We start from the raw sequence: 19032 nt of genomic DNA on the forward strand, positions 1-19032 counted from the left end.
CGGCCTCCGCGCCCCGTGGGGGACGGGCGCGGAGGCCGTCGTTCACTGCTGCCGGACGGTGTCTACTCGACGACCTTCAGCAGCTTGTTCGGGGTGCCCGGGCTCGCGTTGCCGATCTTGTCCGGCGTGGCGCCGCGGGTCAGGGCGTCGGAGACCTGGGCGGGGGTGGCGTCCTGGTGTCCCGCCAGGTAGACGGCCGCCGCGCCGACGACGTGGGGGGTCGCCATGGAGGTGCCGGAGATCGTGTTGGTGGCCGTGTCGGAGGTGTTCCAGTCGGAGGTGATGTCCGAGCCGGGGGCGTACAGGTCGACGGCCGCGCCGAAGTTCGAGAAGCCGGACTGCTGGTCGTCCTTGGTGGACGAGGCGACCGTGATGGCCTCCTTGACCCGGGAGGGCGAACCGTTGCCGGCGTCCGCGGACTCGTTGCCCGCGGCCACGCCGAAGGTGATCCCGGAGGCGATGGCCTTCTGGACCGCCTCGTCCAGGGCGGGGTCGGCGGTGCCGCCGAGGCTCATGTTGGCGACCGAGGGGCCCCGGTGGTTCTTGGTGACCCAGTCGATACCGGCGACCACCTGCTCGGTGCTGCCCGAGCCCTGGTTGTCCAGGACCCGCACGGCGACGATCTTCGCCTTCTTGGCGACGCCGTGCGCGGTGCCCGCGATGGTGCCCGCGACATGGGTGCCGTGGCCGTTTCCGTCGTCGGCCTTGTCGTTGTTGTCGACCGCGTTGAAGCCGTAGGAGGCCCGGCCGCCGAAGTCCTTGTGCGAGATGCGGACCCCGGTGTCGATCACATACGCGGTGACGCCCTCTCCGGCGCTCGCGGGGTACGTGTACGTGCCGTCGCCCGCCGTCGCGGTCTGGTCGATGCGGTCGAGCCCCCAGGACGGGGGGTTCTTCTGCTCGGCGTTGATGTGGAACTTCTTGTTCTGCACGACCTTGCCGACGGACGGGTCGGCGGCGAGGCGCTTGGCCTCGGTCTGCGACAGGCCGTCGGCGGAGAAGCCGTTGAGGGAGGAGGAGTAGTCCCGCTTGAGCTCGCCGCCGTACTCCTCGGCGAGCTTGCGCTTGGTGTCGGCCGTGGCCGACTTGTCGAGCAGGACGATGTAGCTTCCGTCCACCGCGCCCTGGGCGTTCAGTCCGTAGACCGGGCCCTCGGCGGGCGCCGCTCCGGCGAACGGGGAGTTCAGCGCGGTGAATCCGGCCGCCGCCACGAGGGCGGTTATGCCCGCGGTGAGCTTGATCCTGCTCGCACGCTTGTGAGTTGCCATGAAGAGGGGTCTCCTCGTCATCTGTGTGGGGGGTTTGCCTACCGGAAGGAAACTTTCCGGGGCTGGTTCGAAACCCTTGCCGATGGGCGCGCACAGATCAAGGACTTCATGCAGCTGTGACTTAGCCAACAAGGTTTCGTAATGCGAAATCCTTCATGAGCGGGCAACTCGGGCCTTATGGAGGGCCGGTGGACACTCTGTGTGATCCCCGTACCCTTCGGCACACGTCAATGGGGCTGTCCGCAAAGGGAGTTCGCGCGCGGTGACACGGGTCATCGCTGATAGCGGGCGAGGACCCGGTTTCCGTCCTGGACCAGGCGCTTGCGCAACTCGGCCTCGTCGATGGCGCCGCTGTAGTACTCCTGGAGTGCCGGGGTCGCCACCTTGTCCTTCCACTCGGGGTAGCCCCGCACCGACTGGGCCGGGGCCGGGCGCAGATGGGGGGCGAGGGCCGTGCCCGTGGCCCAGCCGTAGGCGGTGGTGTGCAGGGCGGGGTCGGCCAGCGCCTCGGTTCCGGTCGGCAGCATCCAGTCGCCCCGGGCCAGGCGCACCATGTGGTCGGGGCGCAGCAGGAAGGCGATGAACTCCGCGGCCTCCCTCTTGTGCGGGCTGTCCTGGGCGATGGACAGGGTCTGCGGGCTCACGCCCTGGTCGAGGCCCGCGCTTCCGGCCGGTGCGGGCAGCACCGTCCACGAGAAGCCGGGCGGCGCCTGCTGCACGATCTGCTGGCGGTAGGAGAAGCCCAGGGGGACCATCGCGTAGGTGCCGGCGAAGAAGCCGGGCAGCGTGTCCGAGCCGCCCATGCCCAGGGTGGAGCGCGCGGCGCTGTGATCGGTGCCGATCTGGGCGGCGATGGTGCCGGGCACGACGGCGTCGCCCGCGGTGAACGCCACCTTCGTCCTGCCGTCGGCGCCGTGCGCGAAGAGCCGGCCGCCCGCCGACAGGCCCAGGTTGAGGGTGACCGAGACGGGCTCCTTGAGCGGCCAGGCCACCCCGTAGCGGCCGTCCCGGGTGAGCCGTTCGGTCACCTGCCTGAACTCCGGCCAGCTCCACGGGTGTTCGGGGGTGGGAACGCGCGCCCCGGACGCCGTCAGGAGCTTCGTGTTGGCGATGAGCACCCTTGGTTCCTGGAGGAACGGCACTCCGTACACCCCGGCGCCGAAGGTCGTCGTCTCCCAGCTGCGCGCCGGGATGTCCGCCCTCAGCGCCGGCGGCAGCAGGCCGTTCAGGTCCGCGAGGTAGCCGCCGTGGGCGAAGTCGGCCAGGTCGTCGGAGGCGTCGTGCAGCACGTCCGGTGCCTCGCCTCCCTCGAACGCGGTGAGCAGCTGGTCGTGGACGGTGTCCCAGCTGCCCTGCACGTATTCGACCTGGACGCCCGGATGCGCGCCGTTCCACTCGCGCACCAGGGCTCTGGTCGCCGCCACGGACTCCTTCTGCCAGGCCAGGGACTGGAAGCGCAGCCGGACCACTCCCGGAGCGTCCGTGCCCGCGCCGGAGCACCCGGCGAGCAGGGAGAGCAGCAGGGCGAAGGCTGCCGCGGTGCCCAACAGCCGTACGGGACCGCGTCGTTCCCCGGGTCGCATCAGCTCTTCACCGCCCCGGCCAGCATGCCGCCGGTGATCCGTTTCTGGATGATCGCGAAGATCACCAGGGAGGGCAGGGTGGCGAGGAAGGCGGCGGCGGCGAGCGGGCCGAGGTCGGCGACGCCCTCGGCACCCAGGAAGTGGGTGAGTACGACGGGCAGCGTCTGCTTCTCCGGGGACTTGAGCAGGACGAGGGCGAAGAAGAACTCGTTCCACGCGGTGATGAAGGCGAAGAGCGCGGTGGCCACGATGCCGGGCGCGAGCAGGGGCGCGGTGACGGAGACGAGGGTGCGCAGCCGCCCCGCCCCGTCGACGGCGGCGGCCTCCTCCAGCTCGGCGGGCACCGCGCGCACATAGCCGTTCAGCATCCACAGCGCGAACGGCAGTGACCAGACCACGTACACCATGACCAGACCGCCCACCGAGTTGATCGCGTGCAGGTTCTTGAGGACCAGGAAGAGCGGGATGATCAGCAGGACGAACGGGAACGCCTGGCTGATCACCACCCAGGCGGTGGCGGCGGCCGTGAGCCGGCCGCGTCCGCGGGCCATGACGTACGCCATCGGCGTGGCGATCAGGACGGCGATGAGGGCGGCCGAGACGGCGGCGATCAGGCTGTTGAGACCGGCGTGGAGCAGCGGCTGCTCGTCGAAGGCCTGGCGGAAGTTGTCGAGCGTGGGATGGCGCGGGATCCAGGCCGGGTGCAGCGAGCCGAGTTCGCGCGGCGACTTGAAGGCGGTGGAGATCAGCCACAGGAAGGGGAACGCGAGGAAGACGAGATAGGCGAGGAGCGCGAGGTACTGTCCGGCGCGCCCGGCGCCGCGTGTGCGGGCACTCATGCGTCGCCCCTCTCCCCGAGGCGGCCCGCCAGGAAGACGGCGAGGCAGACGGAGATCACCGCCACCATGACGCAGCCCATGGCCGCCGCGTACCCGAACTGGCCGTAGCGGAAGGCCTCTTCGTAGGCGAAGAGCATCGGAAGGCGGGTCCGGCCGCCGGGCCCGCCGTTGGTCAGGACGTAGACCAGCGCGAAGGAGTTGAAGTTCCAGATGAAGTTGAGCGCCGTGATGGCGAGGGCCACCGGTTTGAGCGCGGGCCAGGTGACGGCGCGGAAGCGGCGCCAGGCCCCGGCGCCGTCGATGGCGGCGGCCTCGTGCAGTTCGGGCGGGGTGTTCTGCAGCCCGGCCAGCAGGGCCACGGTCGTCTGCGGCATGCCCGCCCAGATCCCGACGACGATCACGGCGGGCAGGGCGGTGGCGAGCCCGGTCAGCCAGTCGTGGCCGCCGCCGAGGCCCAGGGTGCGGGTCGTCTCGTTGAGGATGCCGGCGTCCGGCTGGTAGACGAGGCGCCACATGATGCCCACCACGACCTCGGGCATGGCCCAGGGGATGATCGCGAGTGCCCGTGCCAGCCAGCGCAGCCGCAGCCGCTGGTTGAGGAGCAGGGCGAGGCCGAGGGCGAGCAGGAATTGCGGCACGGTGACCCCGACCGCCCACAGCAGCCCGATCCTGAACGAGTCCCAGAACAGCCCGTCGTGCGCCAGATCACGGAAGTTGAGCAGCCCGACCCACTGCGTGGCGGAGGTGCGGCCGGACTGGGAGTCGGTGAAGGCCAGGGCGAGCCCGTAGAGCAGCGGGCCCACGCTGAGGACCAGGATCGGCAGGAGCGCCGGAAGGACCAGGAACCAGGCGGCTCCCCCGCGCCCGTCCCCGCCCCCGTTCCCGCCCCTGTTCCCGAGGCCGCCCCCGCCGCTGCTCCCGCGTCCGTCCCTCCGCCCGTCCCCCCGCCTGTTCCGATGCGTCGGCCTTCTGGTGGCTGACCGCGCACCGGCGGTCGTCGATGACACCTTTTCGACCCCTTTGTCCAGTAATGCCGAACAGCCTCCGTCATCGTGCTGACGGTCCGTCCGTTCGTCAAGACGACCTGCGTGAATGCGAGACTTGGCAGGTACCCAACGATCACCGGGAGACATCCATGGACGAGGCACGGGCGCGCGCCCTGCTGGCCGCCGCGGCACTGAGCGACGCCGGGGGGCTGCTCGCGCGAGCGGGCGCGGACGCCGAGCTGCTCGCCCTGGGCGAGAACGCGGTCTTCGCGCTGCCCGGCGGCGGCGCTCTCGGGCCGGACGGTCTCGTGGTCAAGGTCGGCCGCGACGCCACGCACCATCCGGAGCTGGCCGAGCGCGCCGAGCGCGAACTGGCCGTGGCCCGCTGGCTGGCCGACGCCGGGGTGCCCGCGGTCCGGGCCGCTGAGCCGGAGCCGCGCCTGGTCGAGGGGCACCCGCTGACCGTCTGGCACCGGCTCCCGACGGCCGAACGTGCGGCCACCCCGGCCGATCTGGCCCCGCTGCTGCGGCGCGTCCACGCGCTCGCGCCGCCCTCCTTCCCGCTGCCGCGCCGCGAACTGCTCGGCGGCGTCGAGCGGTGGCTCCAGCTGGCCGGCGCCGCGATCGATCCGGCGGACGCCGCGTATCTGCGCGCCCGCAGGGACGGGTTCGCCGAGGCCGCGGCGGCACTCACGCCGCATCTGCCGCCCGGCCCCCTGCACGGCGACGCCCTCCCGCGCAATGTGCACATCGGCCCCGACGGGCCGGTCCTGGTCGACCTGGAGACCTTCTCCGCCGACTTGCGCGAGCACGATCTGGTGGTGCTGGCCCTGTCCCGCGACCGCTACGGGCTGCCCGCCGAACAGTACGACGCCTTCGTCACCGCCTACGGCTGGGACGTGCGGGAGTGGGAGGGATGCGCGGTCCTGCGCGGGGCGCGCGAGACGGCCAGCTGTGCCTGGGTCGCGCAGCACGCGCCCACCAACCCGAAGGCGCTCGCGGAGTTCCGCCGCCGCGTCGCCTCGCTGCGCGACGAGGATCCCGGGGTGCGCTGGTATCCCTTCTGACCGCCCCGCCGGCACCTCCCGCGCGCCGCGCCCCGCCCTCGGCGCCCGGTCTCAGCCGCCGGACGGGACCAGCGGGCGCAGCGGCCAGGAGCCGTCGACCACCGCGTCCGCGGTGCCCTTGTTGCGCAGGAACTGCTGGAAGTCGGCGGCCCACTCGGCATACCACTGGATCTGACGGTCATGCAGCTCCGCCAGGCTCAGGCGCGCCACCTGCGGGTGGCGCTCGGCTATCGCCACGGCCACCCGGGCCGCCGCCAGCGCGTCCGCCGCCGCGTCGTGCGCCGCTTCCAGGACCACGCCGTACTCGACGCAGACCGCCTCCAGGGTGCGCTTGCCCTTGCGGTAGCGGTCCACGGAGCGGTCGATCGTGTAGGGGTCGACGACCGGGCCCATCGGCGCCCCGCCGAGCCGGTCGCCCAGCGAGGGCAGTTGGTGGCGCCTCAGCTCGGCGGCCAGCAGCGTCAGATCGAAGGCCGCGTTGTAGGCGACCACCGGAACTCCCCGGCGCCAGTGCCCCGCCAGCGCCTCGGCGACCTCGTCGGCCACCTCGGCCGCGGGCCGGCCCTGCGCGGCGGCGTGCTCGCTGCTGATGCCGTGAACGGCGGAGGCCTGCGCCGGGATCCGTATCCCCGGATCCGCCAGCCAGCCCTGCCGGCCGACCACCTTGGCGCCGTGGACCTCGACGATCGCCGCCGTCACGATCCGTGCCTCGCGCGGCTCGGTGCCGGTGGTCTCCAGGTCGAACCCGACCAGCGGTTCCAGGTGCCAGCTCATGCCGATGCCCCTCCTTCGTGGTGCTTTCCCCCAGTTGACGACCACCCTCGCACGCGGCACTGACAATCGGCCCGGCGGCCGGAACCCGCCGCCGAGCGTCCCACCACTATTCAGGACACAGGACGCGAATCGACCCAGACCGACTCGAACTCCTCGCGGTAGGTCTCGAAGAGACCGTGCTCCACGTCCTGCCCCGGCCGCACCACGCCCCGCCGGCCACCGCCGCGCAGCACGAGCACGGGCGCCTCCATCCCGCGCGCGCGGCGCAGATACGACTGGACGACCGCGAGGCCGTCCGACCCGTCGCCGTCCACCAGATACGCGGTGAAGCGCGGCGTTTCGTCGAAGACCTGGATCTCGAAGGCCCCCGGATCGCGCAGCGCCGTGCGCACCCGCCGCATGTGGAGGATGTTCATTTCCACCGAGCGGCTCAACTCCCCCTTCTTCAGCCCCAGTTCACGCTCTCTTCGTTTCACGGCGCTGCTCGCCGGATTGAGGAAGAGCAGGCGCACGCGGCATCCGGTCTCGGCGAGCCGGACCAGACGCCGGCCCGAATAGTTCTGCACCAGCAGGTTCAGGCCGATGCCTATCGCGTCCAGCCGCCGGGCCCCGCCGAAGAGGTCCTCCGCGGGCAGCTGGCGCTGGAGCCGCACCCGGTCGGAGTGGACGGAGACCACGTCGGCATAACGGTCGCCCACCAGGTCCTCGACGGCGTCGATGGGCAGGCGGTGCGCCGCCGGGGCCCCGCTGCCGCCGCCCAGGACGTCCAGGAGCCGGGCCGAGGCACGCTCGGCCTGGGCCAGCACGGCCTCGTTCAGGGCGCGGTTGCGGGAGACGACGTTGCGGGCCACCTCCAGCTCGTCCAGCGCGAGTTCGACGTCGCGCCGGTCGTCCACGTACGGCTCGAAGCAGGGCCAGTGCTGCACCATCAGCTCCCGCAGCTGCGGGAGGGTGAGGAAGCTGAGCACGTTGTCGTCGGCCGGGTCCAGGAGGTAGCCCTTGCGACGGGAGACCTCGCGCACGGCGACGGCGCGCTGCACCCACTCCTGGCCGGCCGGGCCCGCCGCGGCCACCACCCAGTCGTCCCCGTGGACCGGCTCGTAGATCGGCCGGAGCACGGCGGCCACCACCGCGCGCAGACGCTGTTCCACCAGGTTGAGCCAGATGTAGGCGCGCCCGGCCCGCTGGGCGCGGGTGCGTACCTCGCTCCAGGCGTCGGCGCCCCAGTCCAGCTCCGCCCCGATCTCCATCGGGCGTGCGACGGAGACCGCTCCGGGCGGGAGGTCGCCGGAATCCCCCTCATGACCCGTGTCACCAGGGGGCAGCTCAAGGCCTCCCGAGCTCACCCGCGCACCGCCTTCCGCCCCCCGGCAGATCTCCTGCGGGCCCGGCCCGCCCCCATGCCCTTCAACGATCAAGGAAGGGTACTCCGGGAGCGGGAGGCGTTGCAGCCCGATCACGAGTCGAGTTTGCCAACTGGCCCGAGGATACGGCCTGTTCTGGCGGGCACTATCTGACGGGGTGAGCGGATTCATGGCGCACCCCCCGCGCGGGCCGGAGCCGGGTCACCCGTTGGCGCACGCGGACGTCCCGGGTGACGGTCGTTCTTTCAGGGAGGATCTGGCCGAACAGCCCACCAGTAACCCGAGTGGAAGTGGAAGAGTCTTGCCCATGCAGGTGTGGCCGGGACAGGCTTACCCACTCGGCGCCACGTACGACGGCGCCGGGACCAATTTCGCGGTCTTCTCCGAGGCCGCCCGTCGGATCGAGTTGTGTCTGCTCCACGACGACGGCTCGGAGACGGCCGTCGAACTGCGCGAGTCCGACGCGTTCGTGCGCCATGCCTATCTGCCCGGTGTGCTGCCGGGACAGCGGTACGGCTTCCGGGTGCACGGTCCGTACGAGCCGCGGCAGGGGCACCGCTGCAACTCGGCGAAGCTGCTGCTCGACCCGTACGCGCGCGCCATAAGCGGTGAGATCGCCTGGGACGAGTCGGTGTACGGCTACCACTTCGGCAGGCCGGACAGCCGCAACGACCTGGACTCGGCGCCGCACACGATGGCCTCGGTGGTGGTCAACCCGTTCTTCGACTGGGGCGACGACCGCCCGCCCCGCACCGACTACCACCACACGGTCTTCTACGAGGCGCACGTCAAGGGTCTCACCATGCTCCATCCGGAGCTGCCGCCCGAGCAGCGCGGCACCTACGCCGCGCTCGCGCATCCGGCGGTCATCGACCATCTGACCCAACTGGGCGTCACCGCGCTGGAGTTGATGCCGGTGCACCAGTTCGTCAACGACCACCGGCTCGCGGACGCCGGGATGTCGAACTACTGGGGCTACAACACGATCGGGTTCTTCGCCCCGCACAACGCGTACGCCTCCTGGGGGGACCGCGGCCAGCAGGTCCTGGAGTTCAAGCAGGCGGTGCGGGCCCTGCACGAGGCGGGCATCGAGGTCATCCTCGACGTGGTCTACAACCACACGGCCGAGGGCAACCACCTCGGCCCGACCCTGTCCTTCCGCGGCCTCGACAACGCGCAGTACTACCGGCTGGCCGAGGATCCGCGCTACTACGAGGACACCACCGGCACCGGCAACAGCCTCCTCATGCGGTCCCCGCACGTGCTCCAGCTGATCATGGACTCGCTGCGCTACTGGGTGACCGAGATGCACGTGGACGGTTTCCGCTTCGACCTCGCGGCCACCCTGGCCCGCCAGTTCCACGACGTGGACCGGCTCTCCTCCTTCTTCGACCTCGTCCAGCAGGACCCGGTGGTCAGCCAGGTCAAGCTGATCGCCGAGCCGTGGGACGTGGGCGAGGGCGGCTACCAGGTGGGCAACTTCCCGCCGTTGTGGACCGAGTGGAACGGCAAGTACCGCGACACGGTGCGGGACTTGTGGCGCGGTGAGCCGCGCACCCTCGCCGAGTTCGCCGGCCGCCTCACCGGCTCGTCCGACCTGTACCAGGACGACGGACGGCGGCCCCTGGCCTCGATCAACTTCCACACCTGTCACGACGGCTTCACACTGAACGACCTCGTCTCCTACAACGACAAGCACAACGACGCCAACGGCGAGGGCAACCGGGACGGCGAGAGCCACAACCGGTCCTGGAACTGTGGCGCCGAGGGGCCGAGCGAGGACCCGGAGGTGACGGAGCTGCGGGCCCGCCAGATGCGCAACTTCGTCGCCACCCTGATGCTGTCCCAGGGCGTCCCGATGATCAGTCACGGCGACGAGTTCGCGCGCACCCAGAGCGGCAACAACAACGCGTACTGCCAGGACACCGAGCTGTCCTGGGTGCACTGGCCGGACCAGGACGACGACGCGGACGGCACGCTCCTCGCGTTCACCCGGGCCATGGTGGGGCTGCGCCGCGACCATCCGGTCTTCCGGCGCCGGCGCTTCTTCCACGGCCGCCCGGTGCAGGGCACCCACGACGAGCTCTCGGACATCGCCTGGTTCACCCCCGACGGCCAGGGGATGACCGAGGAGGACTGGCAGTCCGCGAGCGCCAAGGCCCTCTCGGTGTTCCTGAACGGCAACGCGATCTCCGAGCCCGGACCGCGCGGCGAGCGCATCGGCGACGACTCGTTCCTGCTGATGTTCAACGCCAGCGCGGAGGAGATCGACTTCGTGGTCCCGGTCAACCACGGCCGCCAGTGGCAGGTGGTGGTGGACACCGCCCGGCCGGAGGGCGTGCCGCCGGGCGAGGGGCCCAAGGTGGCGGCGGGCGAGCGGGTCCCGCTGATCGGCCGGAGCCTGACGGTGCTGAGGCGGCCGGCCTAGCGGCGCGCGCGGGCCGTGCCCGGTGGCGGGGGGGGGCCGGGCGCGGCGGGTGCGCCCCGTGCCGGTCGCGATCCGGCCATCGGGCGGGGCCGACGCCGCCGACCGGGGCAACCGCGCGGGCCGAGGGGCACAGAAGGCCCGCGACCGGGTACGTGGGTTCATATGACCCCGCCCCTCGCGACTTACCGGCTCCAGCTCCAGCCCTCGTTCCCGTTCGCCGCCGCCGAGGACGCGCTGCCCCACCTCGCGGAACTCGGCGTCTCGCACGTGCACCTCTCGCCGGTCCTGGAGGCCGTGCCCGGCTCGACCCACGGCTACGACGTGACCGACCACGCGCGGGTGCGCGAGGAACTGGGCGGCGAGCCCGGCCTGCGCAGACTCGGCGCGCGCGCCCGGGAGTTGGGGCTCGGCCTGGTCCTCGACATCGTGCCGAACCACATGTCCTCCGCCGCCCGCCACAACCGGCAGCTGTGGGACGTGCTGCGCGCGGGCCCCGGATCGCCGTACGCCCACTGGTTCGACATCGACTGGGAGGCGGGCGACGGGCGCGTCCTGCTGCCGGTGCTCGCCGGTCCCCTGGGCGCAGAGTTCGACCGCCTGACGGTGGAGGACGGCGTACTGCGGTACGGGGAGGAGCGCTTCCCCCTGCGGGAGGGCACGGCGGGGCTGCCGATGGCCGAACTGCTCGACGCGCAGTTCTACCGGCTCGGCTGGTGGCGCCTGGCCAGGACCGAGCTCACCTACCGGCGCTTCTTCACCATCGCGGAGCTGATCGGCGTCCGGGTCGAGGACGAGGACGTCTTCGCCGCGACGCACGCCAAGATTTTGGAGCTGATCCGCGACGGCGTGGTGGACGGCCTGCGGGTGGACCATCCCGACGGGCTCGCCGACCCGGAGGCGTATCTGCGCCGGCTCGACGAGGCGACGGACGGCCGCTGGACGGTGGTGGAGAAGATCCTCACCGGCGACGAGCACCTGCCGGCCACCTGGGCGGTCGCCGGCACCACCGGTTACGACGCGCTGCGCCACCTGGACGGCCTGTTCACCGACCCGGAGGGCATGAGCCAACTCACCGCCGGATACCGGGCGTTCACCGCCGTGAGCGCCGACCGGGGCGGGCGCTGGGAGCCGACGGTGCGGCGGGCCGCCTACCGGGTGCTGACCCATGAGCTGGCCGCCGAGACCGAGTTCCTGGTGCGCCTGGCGCAGCGGATCTGCGCGACGGGCGGTCCCGAGCTGCGCGACCACGCCCCGTGGGCGCTGCGCCTCGCGCTGCGCGAGCTGCTGGTGCGCGTGCCTGTCTACCGGCCCTACGGGCTCGGCGCGGACCAGGTGCTCACGGCGGCGGCGGCTTCGGAAGCCAAGGCCGCCTTCCCGGTCGCGGAGGAGTCGGCGGCGGTCGACGTGGTGCGCGGCCTGGCGCTCGGCACCCTCGGCGACGGACCCGACGAGGCCCGCTTCCGTACCCGCTTCGCGCAGACCTCCTCCGCACTGCACGCCAAGTCCGTCGAGGACACGGCCTTCTACCGCTACACCCCGCTCCTCTCGGTCAACGAGGTGGGCGGGGACCCGGCCAGGCCCTCGGTGACGCCGGAGGAGTTCCACGCGTTCTGCGCGCGGCTGGCCCGGGACTGGCCGGCCACGGGCACCGTGCTGTCGACGCACGACACCAAGCGCAGCGCCGACGTACGCGCCCGGATCGCGGTGCTCTCCGAATGCCCGCAGCGGTGGGCGGCCCTGCTGGAGCGGCTCGCGGGGGCCGGCGCGCCCGATCCGCAGCTGGCCTGGATCGCCTGGCAGACCTCGGTCGGGCTCGCCGGGCTCCCGGCCACCGAGCGCCTGGAGGCCGCCCTGTTGAAGGCCGTGCGCGAGGCGGGTCTGCACACCGGCTGGACGGAACAGGACCCCGGCTACGAGAAGGCCGTGAGCGACTTCGTCGCGGCCGGCCCGGGCGGACAACTCGCTTCACACGTACGGGACTTCACCCGGGAGACGGAGTCGGCCGCACGGGCGAACGCCCTGGGGGCGGCGCTGCTGCATCTGACGATGCCGGGCGTACCTGACCTGTACCAGGGGACGGAGAGCGAGTACGCGGCGCTGGTGGACCCGGACAACCGCCGTCCGGTCCCCTTCGATCCGGCGGCGCTGCGGACGCCCGAGGGCAAGCTCGCCGTGACGCTCGCCGCGCTGCGCCTGCGCCGTGAACTCCCGCACGCCTTCGGCGAGTCCGGCACTTACGCGCCCCTGGGCGTCCGGGGCCCGCGCGCCGGTCACTGCGTGGCGTTCTGCCGCTCGGGCGAGGTGGTGACCGCCGTGACGCGGCTGTCGCTGCGCCTGGCCGAGGCGGGCGGCTGGGCGGACACGGAACTCGTCCTGCCGGAGGGACGCTGGGCCGATGTGCTGGGCGCTGGGCGGGAGTTCAGCGGTCCGGTGGATCTCGGCGAGCTGTTCGCGCAGAGTCCGGTGGCCCTGCTCAGGAAGGTCGCCCGAGCGGCTGACGCGCCCAGCGGGTGAGCGGCCGGCCTCGGCCGGGTCGCGGGCGGAGGGGGCTTGGCTCGGCCCCGGGCGGCGGCAGAGACCCGGCAGGGCGGCGGGCAGCGGGCAGCGGGCGGCGTCAGGACACCCCGGTCGGCTGCCCGGGTGAGGGCGCCCGCCTGTCGTACCCGCCGGTCGGCTCGTCGGGAGCGGGCGCCGCCGTGCCGTACGGGGCCGAGCCCCGCAGGAGTTCGGTGAAGGCCGCCGCTGCGCCGGCCAGCTCCACGCGCGAGAACACGGTCAGGGGCCGCTTCCAGGAGGCGTCGACGGAGAGCAGCACGCAGTCCTCGCCGATCCCGCCGCGCACGGCGTGCGTGGGCACCGCGACCACTCCCACTCCGGCCGCCGCCATCCGTACCGCCGTCGAGGTGTGCTCGGTACGCACCACCGTGCGCGGGATGAAGCCGGCCCGCTCGCAGACCAGGTCGAGGAAGGGGCGTCCCTCGACGAGGGGTTCCATCGCACAGCGCACCCAGGCGTGATCGGCGAACTCTTCGAGCCGTACCGAGCTGCGATGGGCCAGCGGATCGTCGAAGGCGACGGCGAGCGCGATCTCCTCCTCGCCCACCGGCACCACGGGCCCCGTCCAGCGGGTGGGCGGCGGTCCCACCGCCAGATCCGCGGCCCCGCGCTCCAGGGACTCCTGGAGCGCCTCGGGACTGGCGTGCTCGTGCAGGAAGAGCTGGACGCCGGGGTGGGCACGGCGCCAGCGGGCGAACACCTCGGGCAGCACGCCGACGGCCACCGCGTGCACGGCCGCGATGTGCAGCTCACCACCCTCGGCGCCGGCCGCCGCGCGGGCCGCGCGCTCGGCCTGTACGGCGCTGCGCACCGCGAGCCGGGCGTGCGGCAGGAAGGCGCGGCCCATGGGCGTGAGCCGCACCCCGCGCGAGGTGCGTTCGAGGAGCGCCCCTCCCACGGCCTTCTCCAGCGCCTTGATCTGGTGGGACAGCGCGGGCTGGGTGACGTGCAGGAGTTCGGCGGCCCGCGTGAAGGAGGTCTCCTCCACGACCATCACGAAGTACTCCAGCTGTCGCAGGCTCATGCCGTGTTCTCCCTCGCTCCGTCGGCCGCGGACACACCGCGGACTCCGCTCGCCCCGCCCGCGCCATAAGCATGGTGCATGGGCCCCAGAAGAACATTGCCTTGGACTCATGAGGGGCGCCGGGCAGAAGGTGGCTCCATGAGCCAGATGAATGAATCGGCCGAGACCGATGTGATCGTGATCGGCGGCGGCACCGGCGGGTACTCCACCGCGCTGCGGGCCGCCGCCCTGGGCCTGCGGGTCGTGCTCGCCGAGCGCGACAAGGTCGGCGGCACCTGTCTGCACCGCGGCTGCATCCCCAGCAAGGCGATGCTGCACGCCGCCGAGCTGGTGGACGGCATCGCCGAGGCGCGGGAGCGGTGGGGCGTGAAGGCGAGCGTGGACGGGATCGACTGGCAGGCGCTGGTGGCGACCCGCGACGACATCGTGTCCCGCAACCACAAGGGCGTCGAGGGCCACCTCGCGCACGCGGGGGTCCACGTGGTGCGCGGCAGCGCCCGGTTGACCGGTCCGCGCGGCGTGTCCGTCGAAGGGCACGGGACGTTCACCGCCCGGCGCGGCATCGTGCTCGCCACCGGTTCGCGGCCCCGGATGCTGCCGGGCCTGGCAGCCGACGGCCGGCGCGTGGTCACCAGCGACGACGCGCTGTTCGCCCCGGGCCTCCCCCGGTCCGTGCTCGTGCTCGGCGGTGGCGCGATCGGCGTCGAGTACGCCTCCTTCCACCGCTCGATGGGCGCCGAGGTCACCCTGGTGGAGGCCGCCGACCGGCTGGTGCCGCTCGAAGACGCCGACGTCGGCCGCCACTTGACGCGCGGCCTGAAGAAGCGCGGGATCGACGTGCAGACCGGGGCGCGCCTGCTTGCGGCCGATGTACTGGAGAACGGCGTACGGGCCTCGGTGCGCACCGCCCGTGGCGAGGTCCGCGCGGTCGAGGCCGAACGGCTCCTGGTGGCGGTCGGCCGCGCGCCGGTCACCGACGGACTCGGCCTGGCCGCGGCCGGGCTCGCCGTCGACGAGCGGGGTTTCCTCGCGCCCGCCGACTGGTCCCGCCTGGAGACGTCCGTGCCGGGGATCCACGTGGTCGGCGATCTGCTGCCGCCGCCCTCCCCGGGGCTCGCCCACGCCTCGTTCGCGGAGGGCCTGTTGGTCGCCGAGACCCTGGCCGGGGTGCCCTCGCCACCGGTCGACTACGCGGCCGTCCCGCGGGTGACGTACTCCTCGCCGCAGACCGCCTCGGTGGGTCTGACGGAGGCCGAGGCCCGCGGCCGCGGACACGACACCGTCGTCAACACCATGCCCCTGACGGCCGTCGCGAAGGGGATGGTGCACGGGCAGGGCGGTGTGGTGAAGGTGGTCACCGCGCGGGGCGGGCAGGTGCTGGGCGTCCACCTCGTCGGTCCGAACGTGTCCGAGATGATCGCCGAGAGCCAGCTGATCGTGGGCTGGGAGGCCGAGCCGTCGGACGTGGCGCACCACATCCACGCGCACCCCACGCTCTCGGAGGCCGTCGGCGAAACCTTCCTCACCCTGGCGGGGCGTGGCCTGCACCAGCAGTGACCCGGCCGCGCGCCGCGTCCGGGTCAGTGAGCGTTTTTCATCATCGGTTTGAGCTGGCCAGATGCAGCGTGGGGACGGCTTGGACGAGGCTGGTGATTCGGGTGGTCGAGCATCGGAGCTTGCGAAGGAGGCACCAGGACTTGAGGGTCGCCATGGCCTGCTCAACGAGGGCACGGATCTTCGCGTGGGATCGGTTCACCGCGACCCTCCGCGCCCTGGGGCGTGACGGCATGGTGTCCGGGCGGGTGTGCCCGACAGTGCCGCCGCGCGTGGAATACGAACCGACCCCTCTCGGGCACGAGGCGGGGAAGCTGACCATCCTCAACGGCGAGTGGGCGCGGGTCCACGTCGACCAGATCCACAACGCGCGCACGGACTTCGACCACCAGGCCGCCGTGGCACCCGCCCCGCTCACATCACCAAAGGCGCCGGCATTCCGCTCGTCAGGTGGCGCACGGCAGATGGGCGCAGGGCTCTCTGTGCCTGGTGCGGCGCAGCGCGCCGGGCAGCTCCTTGAGGTCCCCCTACGGTGCTCTGCCCCGCATCTTCAGTCCAGGCAACCCGTTCCGCACCACGGTCCCGGGGGCCGCTTGCGACACGATCACTGTCGCTGTGGGCGCGGAGGGGCACGTGACGTGTCACTGCGCTCCGCAGGGACGGGCGCCGGTAGACGTCGAACCGGCCATCTGCCGTGGGTTGCGGATGTCCACGGAGGCCCCTCATTGGCGCTACGGACGGGACAGCGTGGGCAAAACCTGTGCGAGCTGCCGCCACCGCACTCGGCCCGGCTGCGATCGATGACTCGGCCCCGGGGGACGACGCCCCCACAGCCCGCTGAGGCGGCCTGCTTGACGCCAGGCACTTACCGGCTCGCCGGGTCCCTCCTATCCTGGGGTCGTCCGGTCCCTTCAGGCGAAGGGGGCAGAAGGCCGCTCTCGGGAGCGGCCTGCTCCTGAGAGAGAGGGGACTGGGTATGAGTGACGACAAGTCATCTCATCGAGCGAGGCTCGCCGGCGAGCTGCTGAAGCGGTTTGCCGTCGCACTGAGCGTTCGCGCTCTGTGGGCGGTCGTCCGCGAGGTGATGCACGCCTCCGGGTGACGCTCAGGCTGGAGGGAGGCACGGTTCGGGGCAGGCCCCCTTTGCTCCCGGGCCGCACGTGCCTCCCTCCACGCCCGCTCCGGAGCGGCAGGTGCCGCCCCGGCGGGCGGCGGACGAACAGGAGTCCGACAGGACGTCCGGATGCCCCTCGGCGTCCGGGACGACGGTGACGCGGCGGTCGCCTGTCGGCGAAGGTGCCCTCCTCGGCACCCGATGCTCCGCCGGCCGTTGGAAGGCCCTTGGCCCCACCAGCAATCGTGAGGGCCGGAATCGTCCTGGCCCGCTGCCTGCGCTGCGTTGCTACGGTGGTTCGGCTCGGTGCGCCCTGTGCCGAGCAGCGGGTGGAGCGCGGGCCGGCGGTTCGCGCGGGACGGGGGACCAGTGGCTACGGTACGGAAAGTGGTGCGCGACGTGGTAGCCGACCAGGCTCCGCACGAACTGCCGTTACTCGACGGACTCGCCGGAATCGACGACGGACGGTTGACGCAGCTTTTCGCCGACTCTGAACGGCGTGAAGCCCTTCTCGGCTTCGGGATCACGGAGGTTGCGGGCCTCGTCACCCCGGTGGTGTGGATGGCTGTCGACGAGACGGCTCGCCGTGCCGTTCGCAGTACGCTCGACGCCTCCACCCGACGCCTCTCCGTCGTAGCGCGTCGGTTGCTGCGCCGGCCGCTCCCGAGCCCGCAGGCGGTGACGCCGCTGACGTCAGCTCAGCTCTCGGTCGTGCACCAGCGGGTACGGGAACTGGCCCGGGCCTCGGCCATCGAAGTACCGCAGGCCCAAGCCCTCGCCGACGCGGTCGTCTCCCGGCTTGCGAGGGAGGGCGAAAGGCCACCCGCAGAGCCTGCGCCCGCCATCCGTCCCGCTCCGGAGACCGAGCAGAGCCCTTGACATGGGCGGGAGGAAGAAGGTCCGCGAACTGGGCGACGGCACCACTCGCCGCTTTCTGTTCCTGCTCTTCCTGCTGGTGACCTCCAGCCACTTCCTGCTCTACGCCGTCACCTCACGCTGGCGGGACCGCACGGAGTACGACCGCTGCACCACGTCCGCCCTCATCGGACCCGACGGCAAGATCCGGCCTCTGCTGCGCGATGACCAGGTGCTGGCCTTCGGCTCCCAGGTCAAGGCATGCGCACATACCCTGCTCTACCCCGCCTACCTGCAATCTCTCCTCGGCACCGCCCTCGTGCTGGTGGTCACCTTCCTCGTTCACCTGGCGATCCCCCGCTGGCGGGACCGCTCCGGCCGCCTGCACCGCATCACCCAGCAGACTCACCCTGAGGTGCACGAGGAACTGCTCCGCCTAGCCGCTCTCGCGGGGCTCGCACCCTCTCCCCGTTTCGTCATCGATCCTCAGGCCCTGTCCGCAGGAGCGGTGGTCTTCGGGCACGGCCGACACGTGACCGTATGCATCAACGCCGGCCTGCTGGCACGACGCACCTCCCATCCACGCCAGTTCCAGGCGGTGCTCCTCCACGAACTGGCCCACGTCGACAACGCCGACGCCGGAATGGCCTACGCCACCGTTGCCCTGGGCCGGGTCTTCATGATCGCTGTCCTGCTGCCCTACACCTTCTTCGAAGGCTGGCTGGCGCTTCGGGGACATGTCCCCGGCTCCGCCCTTCCACTTGAGAGAGAGCAGCGCCCACGGATACCGGAGATGCTGTTCGCCGCCGCCCTTGTCGTGCAGATCCAGTGGGCCCGCGCGGACATCCTGCGCCACCGTGAGCTCTACGCCGACCGCCAGGCAGTCGCCTGGGGAGCCGACCCCGAGATATGGCGATCCGCCGGGGACCGCGCCGCCTGCCCGCCCTCGGGCCGACGCCCGCGCTCACTCCTGCGAACGCCGGCACTTTGGCTTGCCCTTCCCTGGCGCACCCACCCCAGCTGGCAGCTACGCGCTCGGTCCCTGGATCAGCCCTGGCTCGGCAACCTGACAGCCACGGGGCTGGCCGCGGGATCCGTTCTCAGCCTGTTCTACGCGTTGGACGGCATCCGGCAGACCGGATACAGCGGCCCCCTGGACGGACCGCTCTCCCTGCTCGGCTTCGTCCTGGTCCTGGCAGTGGCCTACGCGGCGAAACCGCAACTGGATCCAGGGCTCGTAGCAGCTGTGGGCGAGCGCGTGACCGAGACACTGGAGGACCTCGTTGAACGCGGGGACCGCTGGCTGGACAAGAGGAAACGCAGACCGTAAGGCAACCGGCCCCCTGGGCAGATGAACTGGGCTCGGCGGTTGTTGAGGATGGAAGGCCGAGCTGACCGAACGCTGGAAGGCCGCCCACCAGAGCGGCGCACCGCCGCCCCGCCCGGTCAGGCCCCCGCCGCCTGGGAGCACGAGACGCTCGACTTCGGTTGACCGCCGGCAACGGGCCGGCCTGCCCGCCCGCCGCACTCGGGTGCGTGTGAAGCGCCGGAGGCGCCGTGATGCCACCCGCAGGCCCGCCCGGTGCGCCGCCGTTTCCGGCTACTTCGCGGCCGCCGGGG

General features: G+C 72.1%; 15 protein-coding genes. 8 read left to right on the forward strand and 7 right to left on the reverse strand.

Translation table 11 applies throughout. The features are described from left to right. Window positions 1–62: 62 nt before the first annotated feature. The 4 genes from ACGF3I_RS10175 to ACGF3I_RS10190 all read right to left on the reverse strand — a co-directional run bounded on the left by ACGF3I_RS10175 (window position 63) and on the right by ACGF3I_RS10190 (window position 4823). A complete protein-coding gene (locus ACGF3I_RS10175; RefSeq protein WP_393130172.1) occupies window positions 63–1268 on the reverse strand; it encodes a S8 family serine peptidase in 1206 nt (401 codons plus the stop codon). Between the two features lie 272 nt (window positions 1269–1540). Next, the gene (locus tag ACGF3I_RS10180) at window positions 1541–2851 is read right to left on the reverse strand and encodes an ABC transporter substrate-binding protein (RefSeq protein WP_393130173.1); all 1311 of its coding nucleotides are present in this window, start codon (window positions 2849–2851) and stop codon (window positions 1541–1543) included. Then, window positions 2851–3690 (reverse strand): carbohydrate ABC transporter permease, encoded by an 840-nt coding sequence (locus ACGF3I_RS10185; protein WP_393130174.1) that lies wholly within the window; start codon window positions 3688–3690, stop codon window positions 2851–2853. Before ACGF3I_RS10185 ends, ACGF3I_RS10180 begins: the two co-directional genes overlap by 1 nt. Continuing rightward, window positions 3687–4823, reverse strand: coding sequence for a carbohydrate ABC transporter permease (locus ACGF3I_RS10190; protein WP_393130175.1), 1137 nt, complete (start codon window positions 4821–4823; stop codon window positions 3687–3689). The genes ACGF3I_RS10185 and ACGF3I_RS10190 overlap by 4 nt, the downstream gene beginning before the upstream one ends. Before the next feature lie 2 nt (window positions 4824–4825). Here ACGF3I_RS10190 and ACGF3I_RS10195 point away from each other — a divergent pair, with 2 nt between their 5' ends. After that, window positions 4826–5743 (forward strand): phosphotransferase enzyme family protein, encoded by a 918-nt coding sequence (locus tag ACGF3I_RS10195; RefSeq protein ID WP_393130176.1) that lies wholly within the window; start codon window positions 4826–4828, stop codon window positions 5741–5743. A 51-nt stretch (window positions 5744–5794) separates the two neighbouring features. Here the strand turns inward: ACGF3I_RS10195 and ACGF3I_RS10200 are convergent, their stop codons facing one another. Together ACGF3I_RS10200 and ACGF3I_RS10205 are read right to left on the reverse strand one after the other, a co-directional pair. Further along, window positions 5795–6517, reverse strand: a complete 723-nt coding sequence (locus tag ACGF3I_RS10200) for a 3'-5' exonuclease (RefSeq protein ID WP_393130177.1) — start codon at window positions 6515–6517, stop codon at window positions 5795–5797. A gap of 110 nt (window positions 6518–6627) precedes the next feature. After that, complete coding sequence (locus tag ACGF3I_RS10205) at window positions 6628–7863, reverse strand: SAV2148 family HEPN domain-containing protein (protein ID WP_393130178.1); 1236 nt, start codon at window positions 7861–7863, stop codon at window positions 6628–6630. Between the two features lie 325 nt (window positions 7864–8188). Here ACGF3I_RS10205 and glgX point away from each other — a divergent pair, with 325 nt between their 5' ends. Together glgX and treY are read left to right on the forward strand one after the other, a co-directional pair. Beyond that, window positions 8189–10309, forward strand: coding sequence for a glycogen debranching protein GlgX (gene glgX / locus ACGF3I_RS10210; RefSeq protein WP_393130179.1), 2121 nt, complete (start codon window positions 8189–8191; stop codon window positions 10307–10309). Between the two features lie 162 nt (window positions 10310–10471). After that, window positions 10472–12823 carry a malto-oligosyltrehalose synthase gene (gene treY, locus ACGF3I_RS10215; RefSeq protein WP_393130180.1) on the forward strand — a complete coding sequence of 784 codons (2352 nt, stop codon included), beginning with the start codon at window positions 10472–10474 and terminating at the stop codon, window positions 12821–12823. 100 nt (window positions 12824–12923) lie between these two features. Here treY and ACGF3I_RS10220 read toward each other — a convergent pair whose 3' ends face one another. Beyond that, complete coding sequence (locus ACGF3I_RS10220; protein WP_393130181.1) at window positions 12924–13889, reverse strand: LysR substrate-binding domain-containing protein; 966 nt, start codon at window positions 13887–13889, stop codon at window positions 12924–12926. A 147-nt stretch (window positions 13890–14036) separates the two neighbouring features. On the opposite strand from ACGF3I_RS10220, the gene lpdA reads away from it, so the two are divergent. From lpdA to ACGF3I_RS10245, 5 genes are all read left to right on the forward strand, one after another. Next, window positions 14037–15446, forward strand: a complete 1410-nt coding sequence (gene lpdA / locus ACGF3I_RS10225; RefSeq protein ID WP_393130218.1) for a dihydrolipoyl dehydrogenase — start codon at window positions 14037–14039, stop codon at window positions 15444–15446. A gap of 101 nt (window positions 15447–15547) precedes the next feature. Further along, the gene (locus tag ACGF3I_RS10230; RefSeq protein ID WP_393130219.1) at window positions 15548–16402 is read left to right on the forward strand and encodes a winged helix-turn-helix transcriptional regulator; all 855 of its coding nucleotides are present in this window, start codon (window positions 15548–15550) and stop codon (window positions 16400–16402) included. A gap of 17 nt (window positions 16403–16419) precedes the next feature. Further along, a complete protein-coding gene (locus ACGF3I_RS10235; protein ID WP_393130182.1) occupies window positions 16420–16545 on the forward strand; it encodes a hypothetical protein in 126 nt (41 codons plus the stop codon). A gap of 399 nt (window positions 16546–16944) precedes the next feature. Further along, a complete protein-coding gene (locus ACGF3I_RS10240) occupies window positions 16945–17436 on the forward strand; it encodes a hypothetical protein (RefSeq protein WP_393130183.1) in 492 nt (163 codons plus the stop codon). Between the two features lies 1 nt (window position 17437). Beyond that, window positions 17438–18742 (forward strand): M48 family metalloprotease, encoded by a 1305-nt coding sequence (locus ACGF3I_RS10245; protein WP_393130184.1) that lies wholly within the window; start codon window positions 17438–17440, stop codon window positions 18740–18742. Window positions 18743–19032: the final 290 nt, after the last annotated feature.

This window comes from Streptomyces sp. NPDC048111 (genome assembly GCF_043202815.1).
Lineage (GTDB): Bacteria > Actinomycetota > Actinomycetes > Streptomycetales > Streptomycetaceae > Streptomyces.